The 23,736-nt window shown below is 58.1% G+C and carries 25 protein-coding genes and 1 tRNA gene; 9 read left to right on the forward strand and 17 right to left on the reverse strand.

Going from position 1 to position 23,736, the window contains the following annotated elements:
* The first annotated feature begins 11 nt into the window (after window positions 1-11).
* Window positions 12-905: a homoserine O-succinyltransferase gene (locus tag DXY10_RS01795; protein ID WP_115015467.1), complete on the forward strand. Its 894-nt coding sequence runs from the start codon at window positions 12-14 to the stop codon at window positions 903-905.
* A 29-nt stretch (window positions 906-934) separates the two neighbouring features.
* Here the strand turns inward: DXY10_RS01795 and DXY10_RS01800 are convergent, their stop codons facing one another.
* From DXY10_RS01800 to DXY10_RS01810, 3 genes are read right to left on the reverse strand one after another with little or no spacing between them, the layout of a single operon-like run.
* On the reverse strand, window positions 935-1,174 hold the full coding sequence (locus DXY10_RS01800) for a hypothetical protein (protein ID WP_115015469.1): 240 nt from the start codon (window positions 1,172-1,174) through the stop codon (window positions 935-937).
* Between the two features lie 31 nt (window positions 1,175-1,205).
* The gene (locus DXY10_RS01805) at window positions 1,206-1,499 is read right to left on the reverse strand and encodes a hypothetical protein (protein ID WP_115015470.1); all 294 of its coding nucleotides are present in this window, start codon (window positions 1,497-1,499) and stop codon (window positions 1,206-1,208) included.
* A gap of 53 nt (window positions 1,500-1,552) precedes the next feature.
* Window positions 1,553-3,166 carry a bifunctional aminoglycoside phosphotransferase/ATP-binding protein gene (locus tag DXY10_RS01810; protein ID WP_170955656.1) on the reverse strand — a complete coding sequence of 538 codons (1,614 nt, stop codon included), beginning with the start codon at window positions 3,164-3,166 and terminating at the stop codon, window positions 1,553-1,555.
* A gap of 24 nt (window positions 3,167-3,190) precedes the next feature.
* Here DXY10_RS01810 and DXY10_RS01815 point away from each other — a divergent pair, with 24 nt between their 5' ends.
* A complete protein-coding gene (locus DXY10_RS01815) occupies window positions 3,191-3,814 on the forward strand; it encodes an alpha-ketoglutarate-dependent dioxygenase AlkB (RefSeq protein ID WP_244281881.1) in 624 nt (207 codons plus the stop codon).
* Here DXY10_RS01815 and DXY10_RS01820 read toward each other — a convergent pair.
* The gene (locus DXY10_RS01820; RefSeq protein WP_244281882.1) at window positions 3,762-4,715 is read right to left on the reverse strand and encodes an AEC family transporter; all 954 of its coding nucleotides are present in this window, start codon (window positions 4,713-4,715) and stop codon (window positions 3,762-3,764) included. The genes DXY10_RS01815 and DXY10_RS01820 overlap by 53 nt on opposite strands.
* 170 nt (window positions 4,716-4,885) lie before the next feature.
* On the opposite strand from DXY10_RS01820, the gene DXY10_RS01825 reads away from it, so the two are divergent.
* Window positions 4,886-5,053 (forward strand): hypothetical protein, encoded by a 168-nt coding sequence (locus tag DXY10_RS01825; RefSeq protein ID WP_206749685.1) that lies wholly within the window; start codon window positions 4,886-4,888, stop codon window positions 5,051-5,053.
* A 162-nt stretch (window positions 5,054-5,215) separates the two neighbouring features.
* The gene (locus DXY10_RS01830) at window positions 5,216-5,581 is read left to right on the forward strand and encodes an AbrB family transcriptional regulator (RefSeq protein ID WP_115015478.1); all 366 of its coding nucleotides are present in this window, start codon (window positions 5,216-5,218) and stop codon (window positions 5,579-5,581) included.
* 72 nt (window positions 5,582-5,653) lie between these two features.
* On the opposite strand, the gene DXY10_RS01835 is transcribed toward DXY10_RS01830, so the two are convergent.
* The 5 genes from DXY10_RS01835 to DXY10_RS01855 are packed head-to-tail and all read right to left on the reverse strand — an operon-like array spanning window position 5,654 to window position 9,935.
* On the reverse strand, window positions 5,654-6,394 hold the full coding sequence (locus tag DXY10_RS01835) for an amino acid ABC transporter ATP-binding protein (RefSeq protein WP_115015479.1): 741 nt from the start codon (window positions 6,392-6,394) through the stop codon (window positions 5,654-5,656).
* 27 nt (window positions 6,395-6,421) lie between these two features.
* Window positions 6,422-7,444 (reverse strand): amino acid ABC transporter permease, encoded by a 1,023-nt coding sequence (locus DXY10_RS01840; protein WP_115015481.1) that lies wholly within the window; start codon window positions 7,442-7,444, stop codon window positions 6,422-6,424.
* Window positions 7,444-7,950: an HdeD family acid-resistance protein gene (locus DXY10_RS01845; protein WP_115015482.1), complete on the reverse strand. Its 507-nt coding sequence runs from the start codon at window positions 7,948-7,950 to the stop codon at window positions 7,444-7,446. The genes DXY10_RS01840 and DXY10_RS01845 overlap by 1 nt, the downstream gene beginning before the upstream one ends.
* 27 nt (window positions 7,951-7,977) lie before the next feature.
* The gene (locus DXY10_RS01850) at window positions 7,978-8,877 is read right to left on the reverse strand and encodes an ABC transporter permease subunit (RefSeq protein WP_115015484.1); all 900 of its coding nucleotides are present in this window, start codon (window positions 8,875-8,877) and stop codon (window positions 7,978-7,980) included.
* 8 nt (window positions 8,878-8,885) lie between these two features.
* Window positions 8,886-9,935, reverse strand: a complete 1,050-nt coding sequence (locus tag DXY10_RS01855; RefSeq protein ID WP_115015485.1) for an amino acid ABC transporter substrate-binding protein — start codon at window positions 9,933-9,935, stop codon at window positions 8,886-8,888.
* Between the two features lie 150 nt (window positions 9,936-10,085).
* On the opposite strand from DXY10_RS01855, the gene DXY10_RS01860 reads away from it, so the two are divergent.
* A complete protein-coding gene (locus DXY10_RS01860; RefSeq protein ID WP_206749684.1) occupies window positions 10,086-10,367 on the forward strand; it encodes a hypothetical protein in 282 nt (93 codons plus the stop codon).
* 70 nt (window positions 10,368-10,437) lie between these two features.
* Here DXY10_RS01860 and DXY10_RS01865 read toward each other — a convergent pair whose 3' ends face one another.
* The gene (locus DXY10_RS01865; protein ID WP_115015489.1) at window positions 10,438-12,018 is read right to left on the reverse strand and encodes a SulP family inorganic anion transporter; all 1,581 of its coding nucleotides are present in this window, start codon (window positions 12,016-12,018) and stop codon (window positions 10,438-10,440) included.
* A gap of 40 nt (window positions 12,019-12,058) precedes the next feature.
* Complete coding sequence (locus DXY10_RS01870) at window positions 12,059-13,327, reverse strand: FAD-binding protein (RefSeq protein ID WP_115015490.1); 1,269 nt, start codon at window positions 13,325-13,327, stop codon at window positions 12,059-12,061.
* A gap of 71 nt (window positions 13,328-13,398) precedes the next feature.
* Between DXY10_RS01870 and DXY10_RS01875 the strand changes: the two genes are divergently transcribed.
* Together DXY10_RS01875 and DXY10_RS01885 are read left to right on the forward strand one after the other, a co-directional pair.
* Complete coding sequence (locus DXY10_RS01875) at window positions 13,399-14,505, forward strand: sirohydrochlorin chelatase (protein WP_115015491.1); 1,107 nt, start codon at window positions 13,399-13,401, stop codon at window positions 14,503-14,505.
* Window positions 14,506-14,895: 390 nt separating this feature from the next.
* Window positions 14,896-15,174, forward strand: a complete 279-nt coding sequence (locus DXY10_RS01885; RefSeq protein ID WP_115015493.1) for a DUF2811 domain-containing protein — start codon at window positions 14,896-14,898, stop codon at window positions 15,172-15,174.
* On the opposite strand, the gene DXY10_RS01890 is transcribed toward DXY10_RS01885, so the two are convergent.
* The 6 genes from DXY10_RS01890 to DXY10_RS01915 form a co-directional block, all read right to left on the reverse strand.
* Entirely contained in the window at window positions 15,155-16,792 is a 1,638-nt protein-coding gene (locus DXY10_RS01890) for a GMC oxidoreductase (protein ID WP_115015602.1), read from the reverse strand. The genes DXY10_RS01885 and DXY10_RS01890 overlap by 20 nt on opposite strands.
* A gap of 153 nt (window positions 16,793-16,945) precedes the next feature.
* Window positions 16,946-17,022 (reverse strand) — tRNA-Met (locus DXY10_RS01895).
* Window positions 17,023-17,074: 52 nt separating this feature from the next.
* Window positions 17,075-18,055, reverse strand: a complete 981-nt coding sequence (locus DXY10_RS01900) for an asparaginase (RefSeq protein ID WP_115015496.1) — start codon at window positions 18,053-18,055, stop codon at window positions 17,075-17,077.
* 22 nt (window positions 18,056-18,077) lie between these two features.
* Window positions 18,078-18,572, reverse strand: a complete 495-nt coding sequence (locus tag DXY10_RS01905; protein ID WP_115015498.1) for a CGLD27 family protein — start codon at window positions 18,570-18,572, stop codon at window positions 18,078-18,080.
* A 9-nt stretch (window positions 18,573-18,581) separates the two neighbouring features.
* A complete protein-coding gene (gene rsfS, locus DXY10_RS01910; RefSeq protein ID WP_115015501.1) occupies window positions 18,582-18,950 on the reverse strand; it encodes a ribosome silencing factor in 369 nt (122 codons plus the stop codon).
* A complete protein-coding gene (locus DXY10_RS01915; RefSeq protein ID WP_115015503.1) occupies window positions 18,943-19,578 on the reverse strand; it encodes a DUF3318 domain-containing protein in 636 nt (211 codons plus the stop codon). Before DXY10_RS01915 ends, rsfS begins: the two co-directional genes overlap by 8 nt.
* A gap of 111 nt (window positions 19,579-19,689) precedes the next feature.
* Between DXY10_RS01915 and carB the strand changes: the two genes are divergently transcribed.
* Window positions 19,690-23,013, forward strand: coding sequence for a carbamoyl-phosphate synthase large subunit (carB, locus tag DXY10_RS01920; RefSeq protein ID WP_115015505.1), 3,324 nt, complete (start codon window positions 19,690-19,692; stop codon window positions 23,011-23,013).
* Window positions 23,014-23,042: 29 nt separating this feature from the next.
* Window positions 23,043-23,714, forward strand: coding sequence for a DUF3386 domain-containing protein (locus DXY10_RS01925; RefSeq protein ID WP_115015507.1), 672 nt, complete (start codon window positions 23,043-23,045; stop codon window positions 23,712-23,714).
* Window positions 23,715-23,736: the final 22 nt, after the last annotated feature.

A 23,736-nucleotide genomic window follows, 5' to 3' on the forward strand; every position in this document is an offset into this window, starting at 1 on the left:
TCATTGCAGTCATGGCTCTAATTCTTCCGCGCAGTTATCACAAAATCGCCGCGGTTGAACGAAACCGGATCTCCTGGATTGAGCCTGTTTTGGCTGAACGCCAGGACATCCGCCCGCTGCGGATCGGCATTCTCAACATCATGCCTTTGGGAAAGCAGTATGAGTTCAACTTGCTGCATCCCCTTGGCCTCTCACCCCTGCAAATTGAGCCGATCTGGATCCGGCTGAGAAGCCACTCGTACAAGACCTGGGACACACGTCACCTGGATCAGCTCTATGTGAGCTGGGAGGAAGCCACCGCTCATGCCCCTCTTGATGGCCTGATCATTACCGGTGCGCCAGTGGAGCATCTTCCTTTTGAGCAGGTCAACTACTGGCCTGAGCTGGTGGAGTTGATTGAGGATGCTCGCCGCAATTGTGCAAGCACCCTTGGCCTCTGCTGGGCCGGATTCGCACTGGCCTATCTCGCTGGAGTGGACAAGATTGCTTTTGAGCAGAAGTTGTTCGGTGTTTATCCGATGCGCAGTCTTGTGCCTGGCCATGCCTTGATGGGCACACAGGATGACGTCTTCCTCTGTCCCCAGAGTCGCCATGCTGGGCTTCCGGATGCAGCGATGGAAGCAGCGCAGCGTCAGGGCCGATTGCGCCTGCTTGCGCATGGGGAGCAGGTGGGATACACCATTTTTGAAACCACGGACCAGCGCCAGCTGATGCACTTGGGGCATCCGGAGTACAACGCTGGTCGGATTCAGGCCGAGATGGAGCGTGATAAGGCTCGTGGCGATGTGCCACCCCCCGAGAACTTTGACTCAGACCAGGCGCAGACCCTCTGGAGATCACACCGCAATCTGTTGTTCCAGCAATGGGTGTGGTTCTGTTATCAGAGGGTCAGTCTGAATACCTAGGCGATGTGCTTTGTTGCACTGGATCGTGTTCAGTTGAAGGTGACAGTGCAGCGGTAGCGGTAGCTTTCGCGCACCTGAAGCTCTGTGCAGTGCTGTCCTGTGATGGTCCGCCCTTTGGGCACCTGGTTCTGAGCACGCTCTAAGGCGTTGTTCTGATCCCAGATTGATTCTGCTGTCACACTTCCTGCCATCACAGGCAGCGGTGTTATTGCGGAACAAACCAGGGGAATGAAGAGCCCTAAAGCATTCAGCAGTCTGGAATTGGGCATGGCAGAGACTGCGAATGCAGTCAGACGGTCTTTATGCCTTGGTAGCAGTTCTGTCTTTGCTTGTCGGGTGTTTCGCCAGGCTGCTGCGATTCAGTTCACGCTCAAGGAATTCAACCCGTTTCTCCCGCAAACAGTGCCTGCAGCCCCCGGTTGTCTGCAGATGTTTCTCCGGAGTAATGCAGATCAACTGCACTGGATGCTTGCGGCAGCGAATCTTGATCGGGCTTTTGTAGCTGCGGTAATGAATTTCGGAGTAATCAAAACGATCCCCGAAGCGCTGCTTAGCGCGCTCAAGAAATTGCTTTTCAGTGATCCGAGCTCCCATGCCATGAATCTATGGGCAGAATCCAGGCGCGATCGATGCGGCGTTATGGCTTGTTACGTATCGTCCTCGGTTTTGAGCAGCTTTGCCAAGGCGGTGTTAACCGCTTCGAAAGCGGTTGTTTCATCAGCGCAAACGGTGCGTTGTTGCTCGTCTGCATCTAATGGCTCCAGCCATTGCTTCTGGCGCTCCCTGACAGCACTGTCGGCTTCAGATGGGTCGTTTCCTATCTGCTGGCGCTGGTTAATCCGAGTCTGTGCCGTGGTCTCTTTGCAGTGGCAGTGAACGACCGCTAGGGGGCGATCCAGCCGTTGGGCCACAGCGGCCATGGTTTGTCGTTCGTGCCGACGTAGGAAGGTTGCATCAATGATCACGTGGAAACCGCTCATCAGGCAGTGCTCCGCCAGTTGAGGCAGTTGTGTCTCAAATAGCCAGGAGTTCACGTCCTGGCGATAGCGATTCCCTGAATACCTCGCTGGATGCGTTGCGGTGGCAGTGAAGGCCCTGGCTCTTTCCCGGTCGGAGCGAATGCGAACGGCACCGAGACTGGCGCAGAGTTGCTTGCTGATTGTTGATTTGCCACTGCCGCTGAGACCATGCATCAGCACGAGGCCTCCCCGCGCTTGCCTCTCATTGGTGCCAGCAGTGATCAGGTAGCGATCCAGATCTTGGAGTAAGCGTTGCTTCCGTTCAGGCTCGATGCACTGCTCGGCCTGGATTGCGCTGACTTTGGCCCTCACCATGGCCCGATAGGCGTGATACCAGGGCCAGAGATCCATCCCGTCGTAGGCCCCGGTGCATTCCAGCCAGGCATTGAGTAAGTCGATCGCCTGTTCTTGGTGGCCAAGCGTCTGCAGATCCATCACCAGAAACGCCATTTCGCTGATTGGATCGATCCAGCGCAGTGAAGGGTTGAAATCGATGGCGTCGAACACCTCCAGATGCCCTTGGGAGGTGAGGTGAATATTGCTGCAGTGCAGGTCGCCATGGCATTCACGGATGGCTCCATGCCTCTGGCGCGCGGCAAAGCGTTGCTTGAGCTGTTGCTGTTGCTGCTTAACCCAGTGGCGATGCCTGCTGAGCAGGTGCTGCTGGTCAGCCTTCCAGGCCAGGCGTTTGAGCACATCCAGGTTGGTGAACACCGGTTCGCACACCTGGTCTGGGCTCCCGAGGCGGCTGTCGGTGGCGGCGGGAATCGCGATCTGATGAAAATGCCCTAGATCCCAAGCCAGTGCATGGATTTGATTGGTTTCAATCGCTCCCTGAGCAAGGAGCTTGCTCAGCAGCTTCTGCGGCTGGAATTGGTGCATTTTGACCGCTGTCTCAATCACGGTTCCGCTTTGACCGGCTTCGGAGGCGATGTCATCCGAGAGGATGCGTGCCTTTCCTTCTGGGCCCACTACAGGCACCACCCCGAGATAAAGCTCGGGTGCTAAGCGCCTGTTCAGGCGTAGTTCTTCCTGGCAGTAGTGCTGGCGTTGGCTCAGGCTGGCCGCCTGCACGAATCCCAGGTTGATCGGCTTCTTGATCTTGTAAGCGAAGCGGCCGGTTAGAAGCACCCAAGAGATATGGGTTTCGATCAGCTCAATCGCTCCCACTGGGTGGGGATAGGCCTCGGGACGCAGAAGCGAAAGGATCAGCGGCGGTTGTCCCTCGCTGGCGCTCACCACGACTCGATCCCAACAGCCTTCAGCATGGTGGCAGTTGTCTCGTTCCGTTTGATGTCAGGCGTGCCCTGGAGGTTGTATAGCGGTTGGCTGAAGCCCTCGGAAGCCCGCCTCTGGCAGGGCACGCTCAGCCAACAGCTTGCTTGGGGACAGCCGCAGGTTCTCGTGTATGGCCGCCGCTATCTCACACCTCGATTGGCGGCTTTTCTGGCTGAGTGCGGTGTGTCGTATCGCTATAGCGGTGTCGTTCACCGCGGCCAAGGGTGGCCAGATTGGTTCATGCCCTTGCTGCAGCAGGTGAATGCCCGCTGCGCAACACGTTTCAACGGCTGTCTCTTGAACTGCTACCGCGATGGTCATGACCGCATGGGTTGGCATGCCGATGACGAGCCGGAGATTGATCCCAGCCAACCGATCGCCTCTCTGTCGCTCGGCGCCACGCGCAGTTTTCAGCTGCGCCGCCGCGATGGTTCTGCCAGCCATTCCCTTGAGCTGGCCGATGGCGATCTGCTGGTGATGAATCCTCCGTGCCAAAGGGACTGGATGCACGCTCTTCCAGTGCGAAAGCGCGTGGCTTGCTCTCGTCTCAACCTCACATTCAGAGTGTTCCGCTCGGTTGCAATAGCAAATACCACCAAAGCGGGACGCTGATCAGGGCCAGCAGGGTGCTTCTCAAAATCAAACGCGCGGCTCGATCAGCATCTTTGCCGGCATGTTCGGCCATCAGCAGCACGGAGATGGCGGCGGGGGCCGCGCCTTGCAGAACCAAGGCCTGACGGCTGAGTGTGGAGAGGGGTAGAAGACTGCACAGCAACCAGACCCAGGAGGGGAAGAGCAGCAGCTTGCAAATCAGGGCGGCTCGGAGTTCCCCGCTTGGCTGTTGATCAAGCTCCGACCGCTTGTCGAGGTCAGAGGCGGACGCGTTCCTGGCGTCAGGAATGGCACCCAGCCGCATCCCCACCACCACCAAGGCGAGCACAATCACAATCCGGGAAGGCAACCACAGGCCTGAGGCGATTGCATCGCTCCATGGAGTGCTCTGTACGAGTAGGGCGCCGACCAGGCCGCGACTGGCAGGACTGGCGCTGATCTGACTGAGCAGAGCGCTGATGGTGCTTTGGCGCCCTGTAGACAGATCGGCTGCACGGCTTGGCGCGGATCTTCCACCTTGAGACCTGCGCCGGAGCCAGAAAGGGCCGAGGCTCCAAGCCAGCAGCGTCGCTCCGAGGTCATAGCCAATGCTGACTGGCAGGGCCTCACTGGGGAGCAGGGCTAGGGCGACGGGAATGCCGAAGTAGGCGGTGTTGCCCAGGGCGCAGCCGATCTGAAGAGTAGGACTGTTGACCGGTCGCCAGGCTGGGGGAAGCCCTTGCAGCACCAACATCCAGGTGCTGATGGCCAGGGCGGCAGTGAGCGCGATGGTGGCCAGGCTCCAGTTCAGCCCCCCTTTGAGCAGTAAGCCCATCACGCTTAGGGGCACGCCGAAACGCACGAGAGGAATGGCGAGCGGTTGGGTCCATCCCGGTCTGAGCCTGCCGATCCAGAACCCCAAGCCCAGGCAGGGAATCAGTTCAGCGAAGAGTGTGAGGATAAGAGGATTCCGTTAAGCATCGGAAACCTAAACAAAAACCTGTTGACCCCTGTGCCAAAGTGGCTACTGTCCATTGATGAGCTTCGGTCGTGGCTTTCGCTTCAGCTCCTTCCTGCTCCATCCCGCTGAGGGTGGTCCACTTGCGGGCTTCGTTGATGCGACGTCTGGATCAATTGCGGCTCACCTTGTCTGATCAGGTTGAGTCCCTTCCGTTCGGTAATGAAGCTTGGATGCAGACCGAGCGGGAGCTGGTGGCGGCTGAGCAGGCGCTTCGCCAACTGCGGAGCCTGGAGTGTTGAGGTCTGGCTCCGACTGGAGCTAAGCCGAAGCTTTGGCATTGCGATGTCTGCCCAAACGTTTGGCGTCCTGATTGGTGGGTTTGAGTCTCATTTGGGCAGGTGAAACAATGCCCTTGCTGGCCGATTATTGAGCGCTATAACAATCGGGTTGCTTATTTTTCAATGCTGACTGGCGTAGAGCTCCTCGCGAAAGTGAAGGAGATGGGAGATGCCTCCAAGACAGACCTGGCCACAGCATGCGGTTACGTCTCCCAGAAAAAGGATGGATCGGACCGTGTCAATTTCACGGCGTTCTATGAGGCCCTTCTCAATGCGAAGGGAATCGATTTAGGTGCCGGCAGTGCGGGTATCGGAAAAGGCGGTCGCAAGCTCTCTTACATCGCCAAGGTGCAGGGCAATGGCAATCTTCTGATCGGCAAGGCTTATACCGCCATGCTCGACCTCAATCCAGGTGATAACTTCGAGATCAAGCTTGGTCGAAAGGTGATTCGTTTAATTCCTGAGGGATCTAGTGACGTTGAAGAGTGATTGAATCGTTGCCTTGATCATTGCCTGATAGCTCATCAGCTGTCAGGCTTTTTATTTGATCGAATTATTTGATCAGTTGATCTGGTTGAGGAATTTTCTTGTGCGCTCTTCTTGCGCTTGATTAAAGAAGGTTTTGGCGTCTGCGCTTTCGATCACGCGCCCACTATCCATAAACAGAACGCGATCGGCAACCTCCCTGGCAAATCCGAGCTCATGGGTGACGACCACCATGGTCATTCCTTGGTTCGCGAGCGTTCGCATCGCATCTAATACTTCTTTCACCCGTTCGGGATCGAGTGCGCTGGTCGGTTCGTCAAACAACATGATCTCTGGATTGAGCGCCAAAGCCCTGGCAATGGCGACCCTCTGCTGTTGGCCTCCGCTGAGTTGTGCGGGATATTTCTCCGCCTGTTCTGAGATCCCCATTTGCTTTAGAAGGCTGTGCGCTTTTGCTTCGGCCTGAACCCTTGCCTGCTTCTGAACACGCATTGGTGCGAGGGTGATGTTCTCGAGAATGGAGAGGTGGGGAAACAAATTGAACTGCTGAAAAACCATCCCCACTCGCCTGCGAATGCGCTGAACATGGCGAGGGTCTGCCTCATTGTCGAGTTTGATGCCGAGCACATCCAGTTCACCTGAATCGATCTCTTCAAGACCGTTGAATGTGCGGATCAGAGTGCTCTTGCCTGAGCCGGATGGGCCCATCACCACCAGAACTTCGCCACTGATCACGTCAACGCAGACATCGTCGAGAGCACGATGGTCAGCGCCGTAGGTCTTGCAGATGTGGTGAGCCTTAATGGCAGTGTTCATGGAGTGCGTCATCAGCGCAGGCAGTGATCAGGCGGAGCGGCCGTTGAGGGTTGGGCCGCTGTGTTCGATCTTGCGTGCCAGCAGGGCCATGGCAGTACAGAACAGCCAGTAGAGCGCTCCAAGCCATACATACACCTCGAGGTGGCGGCCGATGAACGCCGGATTGGCGAGCAGGTTTCGACCGATGCCCAACAGTTCCACCAATCCAAGCAGGGCCATCAGGCTTGTGTTCTGTAGCAGGCCGATGGCCTGGTTGGTCAGGGCGGGAATCGCGATGCGCAGAGCCTGTGGAAGCACCACAAGCTGCAGGCTCTGGAGGGGCGAGAGGCCAAGCACCGCAGCAGCTTCACGCTGTGTCTGTGGAATGGCCTGAAGTCCGCCGCGGACGTCTTCAGCCACATAAGCCGCTGCGAAGAGGGCGAATGCGACAACCGCTCTGAGCACCTGATTGATTTCCAGTTGCATAGGCAAGAACAAGGGGATTAGCAGTTTCCCGAAGAAGAGCACGGCAATCAGAGGGACTGCGCGCATCACATCGATATACAGACGGCTGCTGTGGCGGAGCACCGGAAGGTCACTGGTGCGCCCAAGCGCAAGCAGGATTCCGAAAGGGAGAGCGAGCACTGCGCTGCAGACGGTGAGTAGAAGGGTGAGGCTGATGCCCCCCCATGCACGACTGGGGACATTGGAGAGACCGAGACCGCCTGCCATGAGGACAAGGCCGAGCGGGATCATGCTGACCCAGCACCAGGGCAGGACCATCCCCATCCAGCGATTGGATCCACGCTTGATTGGAACGATCAATGTGATCAGGGTCAATGCTGCGAGCAGTGATATCCAGAGCAGGGGGCGCCAGCGTTGATCAGGCGGGTAACTGCCGGTAGCGAACAAAGGAAGATGTGTACTGACAACAGACCAGTCAGCTGCCTGGACAATCCAGCTGACGCTGGCCCAGAGAACCCAGTTGATCAGTGCGATCACCCCAAGGCTCAACACACTGTCGATTGGATAAAAACGACAGTGCCTGATCAAGGCTTTGCATGCACGCATTAGCCCGCTGGCGGTGCCGATTGCTCAGCTCTGAACAGATTGAGGGCGGTCATGAACAGACCAACGCCGAACAATGTGCCGAGTGCCCAGAGACTGTCGCTCGGCCATTCCAGAACAAGAAAGAGACCCAGTAGAGAGGTGATCAGGCCATCCACAAGCACAAAACCACCGCTCTGGCCTCCAGCGCTGGCACCAGCCGCCAGTTCCATCACTCCATTCACCAACATCAGCACACCAGCGAACAGGGTGAGACTGATCTCACTGTCGATCGGATCGACCAGTACCCAGACGGCAGCGGCGCAATACAACAGGCCGGAAAGAGCCCGAAACAGTTTGGCTGAGGCACCTTCCGGACCGCTGAGTCGGAGGAACTGGCCGATCCCCGCAGCGAAGGCGATGCCACCCAGGCCCACCGTCAGCAGGGTGGCCGAGAGGAAGGGAAGCAGGATCGCAGCCACGGCAGCGATCGTGAGCAGAATGGCTGCGAGTTTCGGCTTGGAAGGCATGATGCTGCCCGATGTGTCAGGCGAAGCTTAAGAGCGCTGTCCACGCCGAATCACGGCTCGGTTGAGCACTTGCATCACAGCGTTGATGAGCAGATTGAGCAGCAGGAAGCTCAGCAACAGCAGCAGAAAACCTTCAATCGCCCTGCCTGTCTGGGTGATGCTGGTGTCACTGACTGAGTAGAGATCGGAGTAACCGACAGCGATGGCCAGAGTGCTGTTTTTGGCGAGATTGAGATACTGACTGCTGAGGCCTGGAAGGATTGCTGGAAGAGCCTGGGGGAGCACCACTTTTCGCAGACCCAAGCGCTCGGATAGGCCCAGGCTTCTGTAGGCCTCCCATTGCCCGCGAGGGACCGAATCGAGGCCACCACGCACCACTTCGGCGATCGAAGCGCCTGTAAACACACTCAGTCCCAACAGCACAGCAGTGAATTCCACGCTGAGATGAACTCCCAGAATGGCGATCCCCTGGTTCGTGAGACTGAAGAGGGAGCCCAGCGGTGATGGATTCGATTGCGGTAGCCCGAGCAGGGCTACGAAATACCAGAAAAACAGCTGCAGCAGCAGGGGGATCTGGCGAACCACACTCACATAGAGAGCAGCTAGTCCTCGAAGCAGAGGATTGGTACTTCTCCGCGCCGAACCCGCGAGTACTCCGAGGGTTGTGGCGGCGACAAGACCGGCGCTAATCACCTTGAGGCTATTGATCCAACCCACGAGCAACGCCCAGGCATAGCTGTCTGAGGGCCTATAAGGCAGAGCGTGCTCGGCAAGGGCGAAGCCTGTGGGACGACTCAGCCAGCTGAAACTGAGCCCCAGACCTGTGCGGATCAAGTTGACCGCCAGGTTGTTGATCAGAACCCCCATCAGCGTGAGCAGCAGCACCACCACCGCGAGTTGCAGCAGCCAGCGGCGTGTCCCTTTCATGACTGCCACTACTGGAAGGGCGGAGCTGTCATTGCTCCCCCATCGCGATACAGCTGATTGATCCCTCGTGGAATCGGTACGGCGCTGTCCGGGCCGAGATGACGGTTGTAGATCTCGCCATAGTTGCCAATGGCAGCAATCGTCTTGACGACGAAATCCGCTTCGAGACCGAGCTTCAGGCCCAGATCTCCATCAACTCCCAGGAAACGGCGCAGACGTGTTAGCTCCGTCTGTTTGTTTGCCTTGTCGAGCCAATCCCCCACATTCGCTTTGGTGATCCCTAGTTCCTCTGCCGTGATCAGGGCATACACCACCCAGCGCATTGCATCTCCAAGGCGTTGGTCCCCACCCGCCGACAGGGGAGCCAGTGGTTCTTTGCTCAATACGGCTTCGAGAATCTGGTGTTGCTTCGGATCCGCGAAGCCTGAACGGGCCGCCGCCAGTTGTGAGCGATCGGAGGTCATGGCCGCGCATCGACCCTGGAGGTAGCCGGCTACAACCTGGTTAAGGTCTTGATACTTGATTGGTGTGTAGGCAATTCCGCGTGCTTCAAAGGCATCGTTGAGGTTCTGTTCTGTGGTGGTGCCTGAGCCCACGCAGATGGTCTCACCGTTGAGGTCGTCGATCCTGCGGATCCCTCGAGCGTTTTTCACCATCAAGCCCTGACCGTCGTGGAACACCACCGGCGCGAAGCTGACGCCATTGCCGCCAGCCGCATCCCTACTGAGGTTGAAGGTGGTGTTGCGCGAGAGCAGGTCGATCTCGCCAGTCCGAAGGGCGGTGAAGCGTTCTGGAGCTGTGAGCTGCCGGAACTCGATGGCATCGGCATCACCGATGAAAGCTGCGGCAAAGGCTCGACATAGATCGATGTCGAGGCCGGAATAGTCGCCGTCTGAGCTCAGAAAGCTGAAGCCAGGGATTTTGCCGCTGACGCCACACCGGAGCGTTTGACGTTGTTGGATCAGACCCAGGCGAGAGGCACCGCCTTCGCCAAGGGTGGCGCAAGCCTGCAGCATCAGTGCAGCGGCGAGCGAGACCCAGAGGGTACGGAAGGGCATGCTCAACTGCTGCGACCCCAAGTGTCTCAGACGCTTTGTGGATTTGCTTAGTGGCCAGACAGGATCATCCTCCTTAGCGTGAACAGAATTCCGCTCTTGGTTGCCTGAATGAACGCCAGCCGATCCTGGCCAGCGCTGGCGTTGATGCTGATGGCCCTCACTTGGCCTGGTGCTGGTTTTTCTGCCGAAGATCCAGAACGGAGCACTTACAACAACAAGATGGCTCTGATTGGTGTGCTCAGAGAGAGCGCCCGTCAACGCGCCGTTGCCAGTGGGGATCTTCAAACGCTCTGTCTGATTCTTGGCATTGGCGTTGACGTGACCGATCAATATCTGCAGGCTCTCGATGCCGATCCTGCGCTTCAGGAACGGCATCAGGTGATGAAAGCTGATCTCGACACTTGCCTCGTCGGTCTGCCAACAGCCGATTGATCAGCTTGATGACTGAACTACTGACGTTGCGCTGATTGTTGTGGAGGCCAGGGAAGGCCTCCGGACGTCTCTAACCGTGAGCTGCTTCCGGCTGAGAGCCGATCCGTTCGAGCAGATCAAGACTTTCACGGTTGAGGCCCTCCACGGTCACCACTGATCCTCCACGTTCCAGCTTGCGGGTGAGTTGCTTGAGGGCAGCGACACCGGTTTGGTCCCAGATGTGCAGGTTGCTGAGATCGATCGTGATCCGCGGCGGATGTTGATGGACATCAAAGCCCTGGAGGAAATACACCTTGCTCACAAAGAACAACTGGCCTGTGACCCGATAACGACGGTGGTCTGGGGCGATGTCCTCGACATCCACCTTGATCACCTTCGCCACCTTTCTGCTGAACAGCAGAGCGGCGAGCGCTACACCTGCCAACACGCCTAGGGCAAGGTTGTGGGGGGTTGTGAGCATCGTCACCGCAAAGGTCATCACCATCACAGCGGTGTCGCTTTTGGGAATGCGGAGGATCGCACGCAACCCATTGATATCTGCTGTGCTGACGGCGATGCTGATCATCACTGCCACCAGAGCAGCCATCGGGATCTGTTGCACCCAGCCTCTGGCCAGAAGGATCATGGCCATCAGGCTGACGCCAGAGAACAGGGTCGAGAAGCGACCTCGTCCTCCGTTGTCGATGTTCATCACCGACTGCCCTACCAGTGCGCAGCCCGCCATCCCTCCGAACAGCGACGAGACGAGGTTGGCAATGCCCTGCCCCTGCGCCTCACGGTTCTTGTTGGATGTGGTGTCGGTCTTGTCGTCCAAGATGTCCTGGGTCAGGAAGGTCTCCATCAGGCCGACGAGAGAGATCGACAGGGCTGTGGGCAAGACGATGCCAAACGTCGCCAGGCTGAAGGGAACCTTGCCATCGGTTAAAGCCCCGAAAGGAAGACTGGGGATCGGCAGATTGCCAGGCAGTTGCCCCAGGCTTTTAACCGTTGGGATGTCCAGATTGAGGTTGATGCTGATGACGGTCAGCACCACGATCGCCACCAGCTGTGATGGGATAAGCCTGGTCAACCTGGGGAGTCCGTAGATGATCACCAATCCCAAGACCACCAGCAATCCAACGGTCGGAATTTGTGCTGCAGCCAGCACTGCCTGACCACCGTGGTCGCCGTGCTCTCCGAATTGCAAATTGATTCCCAACTGCGGAAGCTGTGCCTGAAAAATCAGCAGGGCTAGGGCATTAACGAATCCACTCAGCACCCCCTGGGGTACAAAACGCATCTGGTGGGCCAGGCGCAGGTAACCCCAGAGAATTTGGAGCACACCGGTGAGAATGCCTGCTACAAGCAGATATTGCAGGCCAAGGCCTTCCACACCAAGCTCAAGGCCGCGGGCATTCCCACTGGCCACCAAGCTGGTCATCAGCAGGGCCGTGGAGCCTGTGGCCGAGGTGATCATGGCTGTGCGACCGCCCACGAACGCGATCGTCACCGACAGGCAAAAAGCCCCGAAGAGACCCACCTGAGGGTCAACATGAGCGATGCCGGAAAAGGCAATCGCTTCCGGAATCATGGCGAAAGCCACCACCAGGCCAGAGAGAACCTCCTTGGCTGGATTGTCGAACCACTGCCGCATGCCAACGCTGTTCGTCATGCGGCGACCGTATCTCACTGCCCCTAATCCCTCCCAGTATTCACAGCATCGGCAGCACCCCGTTGGGATCGAGTCGTTGCTTGAGATCCCGTAGATGCGGCAGCCAGGATCCGAAGGCTTGCTCGAGTTCGCGGGCGTGCCAGGGAAGATGGTCGTGAAGCTGGGCCAGATGCACCCCTGGGCAGAGGGGATGGAGGCAGTCTCGAACCTGCTCAAGCCAGCGCAGACTGGCTTGGCGACCGCTCTGATCTCCAGGCAGCCAGCTGGCGGTGATCCACGGTTTCCATTCCGCCTGGCGGTGGATGAACGAGCTGCTGTTGAAGGGCTGTTGGCTCACGGCTCCTCCCAATTGTTGGCAAGCGATCGTGCATCGGTGGTGAGGGCGATTGGCCATGGCCACCCCCAGCGCCGTGATCAGGGCCTGGCTTTGATCGCTCCATCGGGGTCCAAGCAGGCCTAAAACCTCTTGGTGCACGGGCGCTTCATCGGTCCGGGCCAGACTCATCGCCCCAAAGGCCGGAAGCTGATGAATCCCGCTCAGGCAAGTTTGCAAAGGTTGTGAGAGCTTTCGCTCGTCGCGTTGACGCCTGAGAATCTGGAGGGCTAGAAGATCGTCTGATCTGGCCACAAGCATGACTTCAAGTCGTGCTCCCCAGCACCACTGCAGGCTTATCCCGTTCGGGAAGCTCTCTGCCTCCAAGATCAGCGCCACTAGCTCTTGTGGTGTCACACAGCCTTGAAGGATCTCCACTGATCGGAGGGGGGTCGTTTGCAGATCGAGCTCCTGCACCACCCCGAGAAAGAGCGCAGCTCCAAGCAGCCCTCGCCATTCCATGTGCTCGGGCCTGTGCTCCAGCAGGGCAACACCGGGTCGAGTGATGCGGAAGCGGCTTCCATTCCCCCAAACGCCTCTGATCGCCTCGATGTGGTCGATGGCTAGCCCGAGGCTGCGGCTAAGGGGGCCCATACCACCGGTGACTAGGAACCCAGCGCCGGGCAGACCCGATAGGCCTGTGGGGATCATCCTCCCGTGGATGGCCAGCTCCGCTTGAATCTCGCCCATGGTCAGGCCTGCACCCAAGCGGACACTGGTGTGGTCGTTGTTCAGGACAAGGGTTCGGTGCCCGTCGCTTAGATCAAGCGTCCAATGCTGATCCTCTGTGCAACGACTGGTCGTACCACCGCTGCAGATTCTCAGTGGTAATGGTTGTGGTGTGCTGCGCAGGATCGATTCGACCTCCGTCGATGAGGGCAAAAGAGTTCCCTTCGTCAGGCAATCAGCAGCGAGGGGATTGCGGACCGGGGCCACTGGCGATCAGCGCTCTATAGAAATCATCGCGTCATTGCTGGCGATAGGGTCCCCTCAGGTGAAAAAGACGTGTGACTGCGGGTTTGTCTGAGTTCAAGGCAGAAGATGTGGGCGTCCTCATCTGTGGTCATGGCAGTCGCAACCGTCAGGCGGTTGAGGAGTTCGCCAGCCTTGCTGCCGGACTCAGGCCAAGAATGGGCGGCCTGCCGGTGGAGCACGGTTATCTCGAATTTGCCAAGCCGATCCTGCGAGACTCCCTTGATCGACTCCGGGCTCAGGGGGTGAAGCGTGTTCTGGCCGTGCCTGCGATGTTGTTCGCCGCCGGGCATGCCAAGAACGACATTCCTTCGGTTCTCAATACATACAGTGCCGAAACGGGGCTGACCATCGATTACGGCCGTGAGCTTGGGGTGGATCGCTTGATGATCGCTGCGGCCGGCGCGCGCATTGAGGAAGCCTTGGCACAGTCCCCCAGTGACGTTCCACTCGAAGAAACGCTTCTGGTGGTCGTGGGCCGTGGCTCTTCCGACCCGGATGCAAATTCCAACGTCACCAAGATCACCCGCATGCTTGTTGAGGGACTCGGTTTCGGGTGGGGTGAATCGGTGTATTCCGGCGTGACGTTCCCTTTGGTGGAGCCAGGCCTGCGCCATGTGGTGCGTCTGGGCTTTAAACGAATCGTCGTGTTCCCCTATTTCCTCTTTTCAGGCGTTTTGGTGAGCCGCATTCGTCAGCACACCGCCTTAGTGGCTGCTGACCATCCTGAAGTGGATTTTGTCTCAGCTGGTTATCTCGGAGATCACTCGCTTGTGCTCGACACCTTTGTGGAACGGGTGCGGGAAGTGCTTGGGGGCGAGACGGCGATGAATTGCTCGCTCTGCAAGTACCGGGCTCAGGTTCTTGGCTTCGAGGCTGAGGTTGGCCTGGCGCAGGAAAGTCACCACCACCACGTGGAGGGCCTCACCGATGGATGTGAGCTCTGCGAACACGAGTGCACAGGTGCGTGTCAACCCGACGGCATCCCGATCCCTCTGGGTGGAGGGCATCAGCACAGCCATGATCATTCCCACGAGCATGGACACGGACATCACCCCTATCCCCATGCCGATCACCCTCTAGGGCCGGAGACTCTTCGCAAGGTGTCTGCAAAAGGAGAACCTTTTGACACCGAAACCTGAAGGAAACCAGTGGATCTGGGGACCTCGTTGATCTCAATCTCGCCCTGGTCTCTTGAGACTTTCTCTCATAAGGAGGGCTTATCGATTTTGCTCCTCGAGCTTTCTTTTGGTGTTTTCCACAGCTTTGCGGTTGTTTTCCACGACACCTCGGCGTTTGGGCCGGAAACTGGGGAATGCTTCGGTTGGACGCTTCTGTATCGGACACTTCTTGACAGCTTCTCCGGGTTCTCTCTCGTCTTTGTCGATCGCAAGTCGTCGCTGATAGGCCCCCTGCGCTGCAGTGAGTCTCGCTAGAGATTGGGGTATGGTCGATTTTGAGCGCACCCTTTGACGTTCCCCCTTGGTTTGTGGCTTCTTAGTGGGACAGCAATGACCGCCTGAGGGGCCTAAGTGGATCGAAACCATCTCGAACTTTGTGTTGAAGCAGCAGAGACTCTCGAGGTCGGCAGCTCCGCTTTGCCTGCTCCCTCCAGCTTTGTCAGTCTGGAAGCTGAAATTCCCGAGCTGCTGTACCGCGGCATGAAGGACTTCATCGGTCGTCATCCCAGCTGGGACCAGTACCGGGTGATGAGCTCGGCTCTGGCCAACTTCCTGTTCCAGAACGGTTGTGAAGACCGTGCAGTCACTGAGCGCTATCTGGATGATTTGTTCAGTCGTTCCCGCCTTTGATGGCGTTCTGGCATGCCCTTCGGGTGACAGCCATCATTGTCAGCGTCGGGCTTTGCCAGGCTGAGGTGGGCCAACAGGCACCGTCGACCACCAGAACGTTCGGGCAGCGCCAGAGTCTGTTCCATCCATTCACCACGCTGGTGCATTCATCGCTGCCCATGGCGGCGCCTCCCACTTCATGGATGTAGTACCCCGGGGGAGGTGCTCCACTGTCGAGCGCTGCGCTCCCAGCCACCAGTGGTTCGATGAGGGGCATGTGAACAAGATCCTGGAGCGGCCTCATCTCTCCACCAGCAGCTTCGATGGCCTGCTTCATCGTGCTCTGCATGTGCTCCACCATCGCTTCTTCGTTCAACCCCCAACGACAGTCGATGTGAACGATGGGGACGTCCCATCGATCGGTTTGGGTGGACAGACTGACTTGGTTATGGGCCTGTGCAAGCACTTCGCCATGGCCGATCAAGAAGCCCAGACGAGAGTGTGATTGGCGCTTAAGAGCTTCAGGAGGGTCAAAGCGATTGATCCCTCCCCACAGGCCATAGCCCCGAAGGAAATTCACAGGCCTTGTGCCTTCAAGACAAGGTCCAAAGGGGATGAAAAAGCTTCCCGCCCCTGAAAGGGGTGCCGGATTGATCACGTCCGACTGGGCTGGAATCGCAAAAAATCGACAGCTGGAGACGTGGTCCATCAGGTATTGGCCTAGCTGCCCAGAGGGATCCCTGAAACCATCGCTGCAGTGTTGCTGTTCTGAATTCAGCAGAATGCGCAAACTTTGAATCGTGGAGGCGCAAAGCACGATCAGGGGAGCTTCAAGACGGCAGCGGCTGCCGTTGCTCAGGTTCACTGCGATCACGCCCGTGGCCCGATCTCGGCCTGGTGCCATCACCAGCTTCTCCACCATCTGATGGCTACAAACCTCCACCAGCCCCGTGGCCAGAGCGCGTTTCAGAGTGCTGCCCTTGCTGCTTGAACGGGGCCAAGCGGCCTCTTGGCTTTTGGACGGTTGTTCAAATCCCCGAGAAGGAATCCAGGGGAAGCCCAGCTGTTGTTGCACTTTGGAGGCGAAGGCCTCTTCTTCGTTGGTGGAGGGCAGTGCAGTGGTCGCCCACCCATCGGGCAGTTGCTCGAGGCCATCGCGACGACCATGAACCGCCAGCAGTTGTTCGAGGGCGGTGTAGTGCGGTGCCAGATCGTTGTAGTCAATCGGCCACTCCGATCCATGACCATCCTCGGCGGCAGCCTTGAACTCACGATTCGATAACCGCAGGGTGATGCCTCCCCAGGTCAGGCTTCTTCCGCCCACCTGATGGCCGCGGGTCCAGAGGAATGGGCGATCATTGGGATGGCTGTAGGGATGCTTCTGCTCATCGATATAGAGCAGGGGATTTTGTTTCCAATAACCGGGATGTTGGGCCTGTCGGCGATGGGTGCCCCCGATCAGTCCTTCCAGCCTGCGGATGCTGTTGCCAGGTTCTCCTCCCATCGCCTTCCGGGGGGTGAGATCAGGACCCGCCTCAAGCACCAGAACACGGACCCCTGCCTCTGCCAGAGTCATCGCTGCCACCCCTCCGGTGGCACCTGAGCCAACCACAATTGCCTCAAATGGGCTTTGGTTCATGGCAGTGCTGAATCCTGAAGCCATTGTGTGTTGATCCATGCCCTCCGCTAAGAACAATGTCGCAGGATCTGCGCCTGTTTCGTTGACAGCAGCGCAGGCTCTTGGCCAAACAACAAAAAACCCCCGAAGCGTTTGGCCTCGGGGGTTTTGAATTGGTGGCGGGGGGGAGATTTGAACTCCCGACCTTCGGGTTATGAGCCCGACGAGCTACCAGACTGCTCTACCCCGCGATGACTCAAAAAGTATACATCCCGTGGTTCGCCGCCGCCGCTACTCAATCCTTCAGCTCTCCTGGAAGCGCAGGGCTCCCTCCACCTCTAGATGCACTCCTGGATTGAGGATTAGCACCTGCTCTTCAAGCTCTTGAAGGCTCCCGGGCGTCAACCAGTCCAGTTGTTGAAGCAGATGAAGAGCGACGGCTTGTTTGGCACGTCTGGCACCGTCTTCCACCTTGATCGCGACGCCCATTCCTTCGCCGATCCTGCTGAGGCACTGAATACCTTCGGCGCCACCTTTGCTCAGTACCTGACCATGGCTACGGCGCATCAGTTCGGTATCGAATCTCCCCTCGCCCGCCACGATGTGTGGGTGCGCCAGCATCGCCCTGCTGATCTGCTCCAGTTCTGCCTGAGTTGATGCTCCGAGATGGGCGTAAAGCAAGGCCATCTGCGGGAGTTGGAGACGCAGTGTTGGTGCACCACAGTCGTCCCTGGCGGCGATCAGTTCATCGGGCGGTAGGCCCAAAAGCTCGGCAACCCGTCGGTTCACCTCTTGCTGCAAGGGATGATCGCCTTGGAGATAACTCTCTGTGGGCCAAGCCATCTTTCGACAGGTTGCCAGAAAGGCAGCGTGCTTGCCTGAGCAGTTGTGTTCCAGCGGACTGCTCGCTCCATCAGGTATCGGACACTGCAGCTGTGAGGACTCCAGTTCGGCATTCCAGAGAATCTTGAAGGCTTCGCGGGCATGCTCGGCAGTGCCGGAATGGGAGGCGCAGCTGATGGCCAAGCCCTTATCGCCGCATTGCACTTGGGCTGCCGCGCCACTACTGAGAAACGGCAGTGCCTGGAATGGCTTGAGGGCGGAGCGGATGAAGCTTTCATAGTCAGCCCGTCCAGCCCGCATCAAAATCCGACCGCGCTGATCACAGACCACGGCATGAACGCGGTGCACGGATTCCACGCTGGAACCGCGTTTCAGCCTCACTTCCAGAGGGGGCATGCCCGTGGAGGAAGGACCGCCGCCGAGGCTAGAGGGCAGTGCCATGGGAACGGCCGGTTCGTTGTGTTCAGAGAGCCTGGCAGAGACTGGCGCCAATCAGCATCAGTCCAGCAGTCCAGGCCATGGCTCGGGCGAGTCGTCCAAGGATCGGTCGCACTTCATGGCGTGCCATGAGCAGGTCACGCTGCCGCCATGCAAGCGGCTTTTCCCACACCTGACCGTCATACCAGCCTGATTCCTCGTATTCCACCTGTTCTGAGAGCAGGCGTTTGTGTACGTAACTCCATCCCAACCACTGACGTACCAGCAGCAGCATGGGAAGCACTAGGGCAGAGACGGCCCCGGCTGCCAACAGTCTGGGGAGGTCGTTACGCAGGAGCCAGCTGCCACTGGCCACGATCATGGTGATCGGCATGATCCCAAGCCAGCTGATCAGCAGTGCCTGATCAAGACTGCGTTGGGATGTCGTGGGCCAGGTGAAGAACCAGGAGGCACACAGCTGCTGGAATTCCTCCTGGGGACGTTGCTCGTGAGGCACTGGGCAGGCACTGGTGCTGGCCATCAACGCTGATCAGAGTGCCTGTTCGGCTTGTGACGCTACGAAGCCTTTGCGTTCTCCGTGACCCCAAAAGGCTTCGAGGTCATAAAAACTGCGTTCACCCGGCTGAAGAATATGAACGATCAACTCCCCATAGTCGAGTAGAGCCCAACGGCCTTCGTTCACCCCTTCTTTGCGCAGAGGAAGTCGGCCTGTGGTTTCTTCCAGCTTGTCCTGCACGGAGCGGGCGATGGCACGCACTTGAACATCACTTTGGCCACCGGCGAAGACCATCCAGTCGGCCAGGCTTGAAACCTCGTCCACCCGGATCAGTTCAATGTCGGTTGCCTTGCGGTCATCACAGGCATCGGCAGCCATTTGGGCCAGCTGCTCGCTATCCATAAACATTCTCACTGGTCACAGATTCTCTCGACCCCTGTTGCTGAGCCATTTCAGCCCTTGCTTTGCTGGCGCTTTTGCGCAGGGCCTCAAGACGATCTTCGTAGAAGCTGCGCTTTTTCTTCTTGCGCGTCTGCTCCACCAATTCTTTCAATGCCCCGCCAAGACTTTTGTAGGCATTGGGAACGCTATAGCCGAATCGGCAGGCCAGATCAATTGCTCTTTCGTCGGCCGCGATCGCGTCCTGCAAGCGCTTCTCTGAATTGTTTTTGAGATAAAGCCTGTAGCCGGCAAAGCCGGAGAGACCTAGAGCCATCAGCAGTAGCAGTCCGTCTTGGACCCACAGCTCACCGATGGCACCGCCCAGGCCGATTGCCAATGCCGCCATCTCCCAGCCGTCACGAGGGATGGTGTCGTTCTGAACCCGACCCACCTCATGCCAGAACAGCAGATTGCGGTGGTCTAGAGCGAGGTTGTCCCAATGCTCCAGATCCACCTGGATTTCCACCTCATCTCTGCCGATCTCCTCCAGGGTGATCAGCGGCGGTTCAACGGCAGCTGCGGCCTCCACGAACACCCAGCTCTGCATTTCCGGTGGCAGCAGCCCCTTGAGGCGCTGGAGCTCGCTCATAGTCCTTCGCTTCCTTCCCTATCCATTCACGCTAGCGAGTGATGGTTGAAAGCCGCCGTGTTGGGGGTGTCGCGTGGGAGGCTGTACAGGTTTGGCTACTTGCAAAGGCCCATGCCCCGGCGGTCTGATCTTCGTCGCATCCTTCTGCTGGGTTCCGGTCCGATCGTGATCGGACAAGCCTGTGAATTTGATTACTCCGGAACGCAGGCCTGCAAAGCTCTTCGCGCCGATGGTTACGAAGTGGTGTTGGTGAATTCCAACCCCGCCTCAATCATGACCGATCCGGAGCTGGCGGATCGTACGTATATCGAGCCCCTTACCCCGGAGGTTGTCACCCGGGTGATTGAAAAGGAGCGCCCTGATGCACTGCTCCCCACCATGGGTGGACAGACGGCTCTCAACCTTGCAGTTGCCTTGGCTGAGAACGGAACGTTGGATCGCTTCGGCGTGGAACTGATCGGTGCCGACCTCCCTGCTATTCGCAAGGCGGAGGATCGCCAACTGTTTAAGCAGGCCATGGAGCGCATTGGCGTGAAGGTGTGTCCTTCCGGGATCGCTTCAAGTCTTGAGGAAGCTGAAGCCGTGGGCGCTGCGATCACGACCTTCCCTCGCATTATTCGACCAGCCTTCACCCTTGGCGGTAGTGGAGGGGGCATTGCCTACAACCCAGAGGAGTACGCCGCAATTTGCAAAAGCGGATTGGAGGCCAGCCCTGTTTCCCAAATCTTGATCGAACAGTCTCTGCTCGGTTGGAAAGAATTTGAGCTGGAGGTCATGCGCGATCAGGTCGACAACGTCGTGATCGTTTGCAGCATCGAAAACCTCGATCCGATGGGGGTGCACACCGGCGATTCGATCACCGTGGCTCCTGCTCAGACTCTGACCGATCGGGAATATCAGCGCTTACGCGATCAGTCGATTGCCATTATTCGCGAGATTGGTGTGGCCACTGGGGGCAGCAACATCCAGTTCGCCATCAATCCTGTGGATGGCGACGTTGTGGTGATCGAGATGAACCCTCGGGTCAGTCGATCCTCCGCCTTAGCGAGTAAGGCCACCGGATTCCCGATTGCCAAGATTGCTGCCCGATTAGCCGTTGGTTATACCCTCGACGAGATCCTCAACGACATCACGGGTAAGACGCCGGCCTGTTTTGAGCCGACGATCGATTACGTGGTTACCAAAATCCCTCGCTTCGCCTTTGAAAAGTTCCGCGGTTCGCCTGCGGTTCTCACCACTGCGATGAAATCCGTGGGCGAGGCGATGGCGATTGGTCGCTGCTTCGAAGAGTCGTTTCAGAAAGCGTTGCGCTCGTTGGAAACCGGCCTCTCTGGCTGGGGTTGTGATCGCCCTGATGCTCCTGTCACGGCAGTGGAACTGGAACGCAGTCTGCGAACGCCTTCTCCCGACCGGATCCTTGCTGTGCGAGCGGCGATGGTGGAAGGTCGCACTGATGCTGAGATCCATGCACTGAGTCGTATTGATCCTTGGTTCCTCGCCAAGCTGCGCAAGCTGATCGATTGCGAGAAAGCGCTTTTAAGCAACCGCAACTTGGAACAACTGAATGCGGATGATCTGCTTCAGCTCAAGCAATTGGGCTATTCCGACCGTCAGATCGCTTGGGCCACAGGTTGTGAAGAGCTGGATGTACGCAGTCGACGCCATCAATTAGGCATCACGCCACTGTTCAAAACCGTTGATACCTGCGCTGCTGAATTCGCGTCTACCACCCCCTATCACTACTCCACCTATGAGCGACGCGTTCAGCGTCTTAATGCCGCTGGAGAACTGGACACTCTGCCTCCGATGAATGAGGTGCAATCGGAGCAACGCCGCAAGGTGATGATTCTCGGCGGTGGGCCCAACAGGATCGGTCAGGGCATCGAATTTGATTACTGTTGCTGCCACGCTTCGTTCTCCGCCCAGGAACGGGGCTTCGCCACGGTGATGGTCAATAGCAATCCCGAGACGGTTTCCACCGACTACGACAGCAGTGACCGTCTTTATTTTGAGCCGCTCACCCTAGAGGATGTGCTCAATGTGATCGAGGCCGAACGTCCTGAAGGGGTCATTGTCCAGTTTGGTGGTCAAACCCCCCTCAAGCTGGCCCTCCCTTTACTGCGCTGGCTTGACAGCGAAGCTGGACGCCAGACCGGTAGCCGCATTCTGGGTACGTCGCCTGCTTCCATCGACCGGGCGGAAGATCGGGAACAGTTCGAAGCCATTCTGCGCGAGTTGGAGATCCGTCAGCCTCGGAATGGTCTGGCTCGAAGTGAAGAAGAGGCTCGTTCGGTGGCGGATCGGGTTGGTTATCCGGTGGTCGTGCGTCCTTCCTATGTGCTCGGTGGTCGGGCGATGGAGGTGGTTTTCGATGAGCAGGAGCTCAATCGCTACATGGTGGAAGCTGTGCAGGTGGAGCCTGATCATCCAGTGCTGATCGATCAGTACCTGGAGAACGCAGTTGAGGTGGATGTTGATGCCCTCTGCGATCTGGATGGGGCCGTGGTGATCGGGGGGCTCATGGAGCACATCGAGCCCGCGGGCATCCATTCAGGTGACTCAGCCTGTTGTTTGCCATCGGTTTCGCTTGGCAAGCAGGCGCTCCAACTCATCCGCCGCTGGACCGAAGCCTTGGCCCTAGCGCTCAAGGTTCAGGGGTTGATCAACCTGCAGTTCGCCGTGCAGCGCGATGCCGAGGGAGACGAGGTTGTCTTCATCATCGAGGCCAACCCTCGCGCTTCCCGCACGGTGCCGTTTGTGGCCAAGGCCACCGGAGTTCCGCTTGCCCGTATCGCCACCCGGCTGATGACTGGAGAAACCCTCGCTGACGTTGGCTTATTGGCAGAGCCGCAACCGCCTTTGCAGGCAGTGAAGGAAGCGGTTCTGCCCTTCCGGCGATTCCCTGGTGCTGACTCCGTGCTCGGCCCCGAAATGCGTTCCACCGGTGAGGTGATGGGCTCAGCCCGCGAGTTCGGGATGGCCTATGCCAAGGCTGAACTCGCGGCTGGGGATGCACTGCCAACCTCTGGACGCGTGTTCCTCTCCACCCATGATCGTGACAAACAGGCCCTCGTCCCGGTGGCGTTGCGACTCATCGAACTTGGCTTTGAGCTCACGGCCACATCCGGTACTGCTCAAGCTCTCAAGCAGGCCGGCCTTGAGGTCAGCTCCGTTTTGAAGGTTCACGAAGGCAGACCCAATATTGAGGATCTGATCCGTTCGGGCGGGATTCAATTGGCGATCAACACGCCGATCGGCCGTCAGGCAGCCCACGATGATCGTTACATCCGTAGAGCTGCGCTGGATTACTCAGTGCCAACCGTGACCACCCTGGCAGGGGCTAGGGCTGCGGTTGAAGCGATTGCAGCCCTGCAGGCAGAAACCCTTTCAATCCATGCCTTGCAAGATGTTCACCAGACAATGCCAAGCCATTAAGGTCGTCTTCAACGACATCCCTTCTCGTTGTGACCCAGGCCCTTCCCACCCAGATTGCACCCGGCAGTGATTGTCGGGAGGCTTTTCAAGCCGCTTACGCCAATCGCTACACCTGGGATCCTGGTTTCGCTGGTTACAAGGGTCGTTGCGTCTGGGAGCAAGGCGACCGTCGTGTGGAGGGCACGTTCAGCGTGGGAGCCGATCTGAAGGCCTCTGTGGACGGTGTTGATGATGCTGAAGTGCAGAAAGCGCTTGCCTCTCAGCTCTGGGAAGTCGCCATCCACCGTGTGCGTCGCAGTTTCGACCAAGTGCATGGCGACAACACGTTCACGGCTGGTGAGAGTACCGATGCTGGAGTGGAAGTGATCATCGGCGGCAAGGGTGAAGGTGATCGTTATCGGATCAAGAACGATGTGGTGACGATGGTTCATCGCCATATTCACGGAACGGTGGTGACCATTCACACCGGCAGTACCACCGACACCGGAGCCGGCTATCTCAGCCATACCTACACCAGTCAGTACTCCGACCCGGCGACGGGTGAAGCGCGTGGCCCTGAAAACCAATTTGAAGACACGTTTGTGCCCCTAGAGCCAGGTGGTTTCTGGGTTCTTCAGCAACGTGTGATCAAGACCGCTGCTGATGGTGATGACTCCCTTGGACGTCAGGTTTTCCGATTTGAGTCACTTCAATCGCTTTGAATCTTGGATTCTCTTTTTGGCT

The organism is Synechococcus sp. UW140, from assembly GCF_900474295.1.
Lineage (GTDB): Bacteria > Cyanobacteriota > Cyanobacteriia > PCC-6307 > Cyanobiaceae > Synechococcus_C.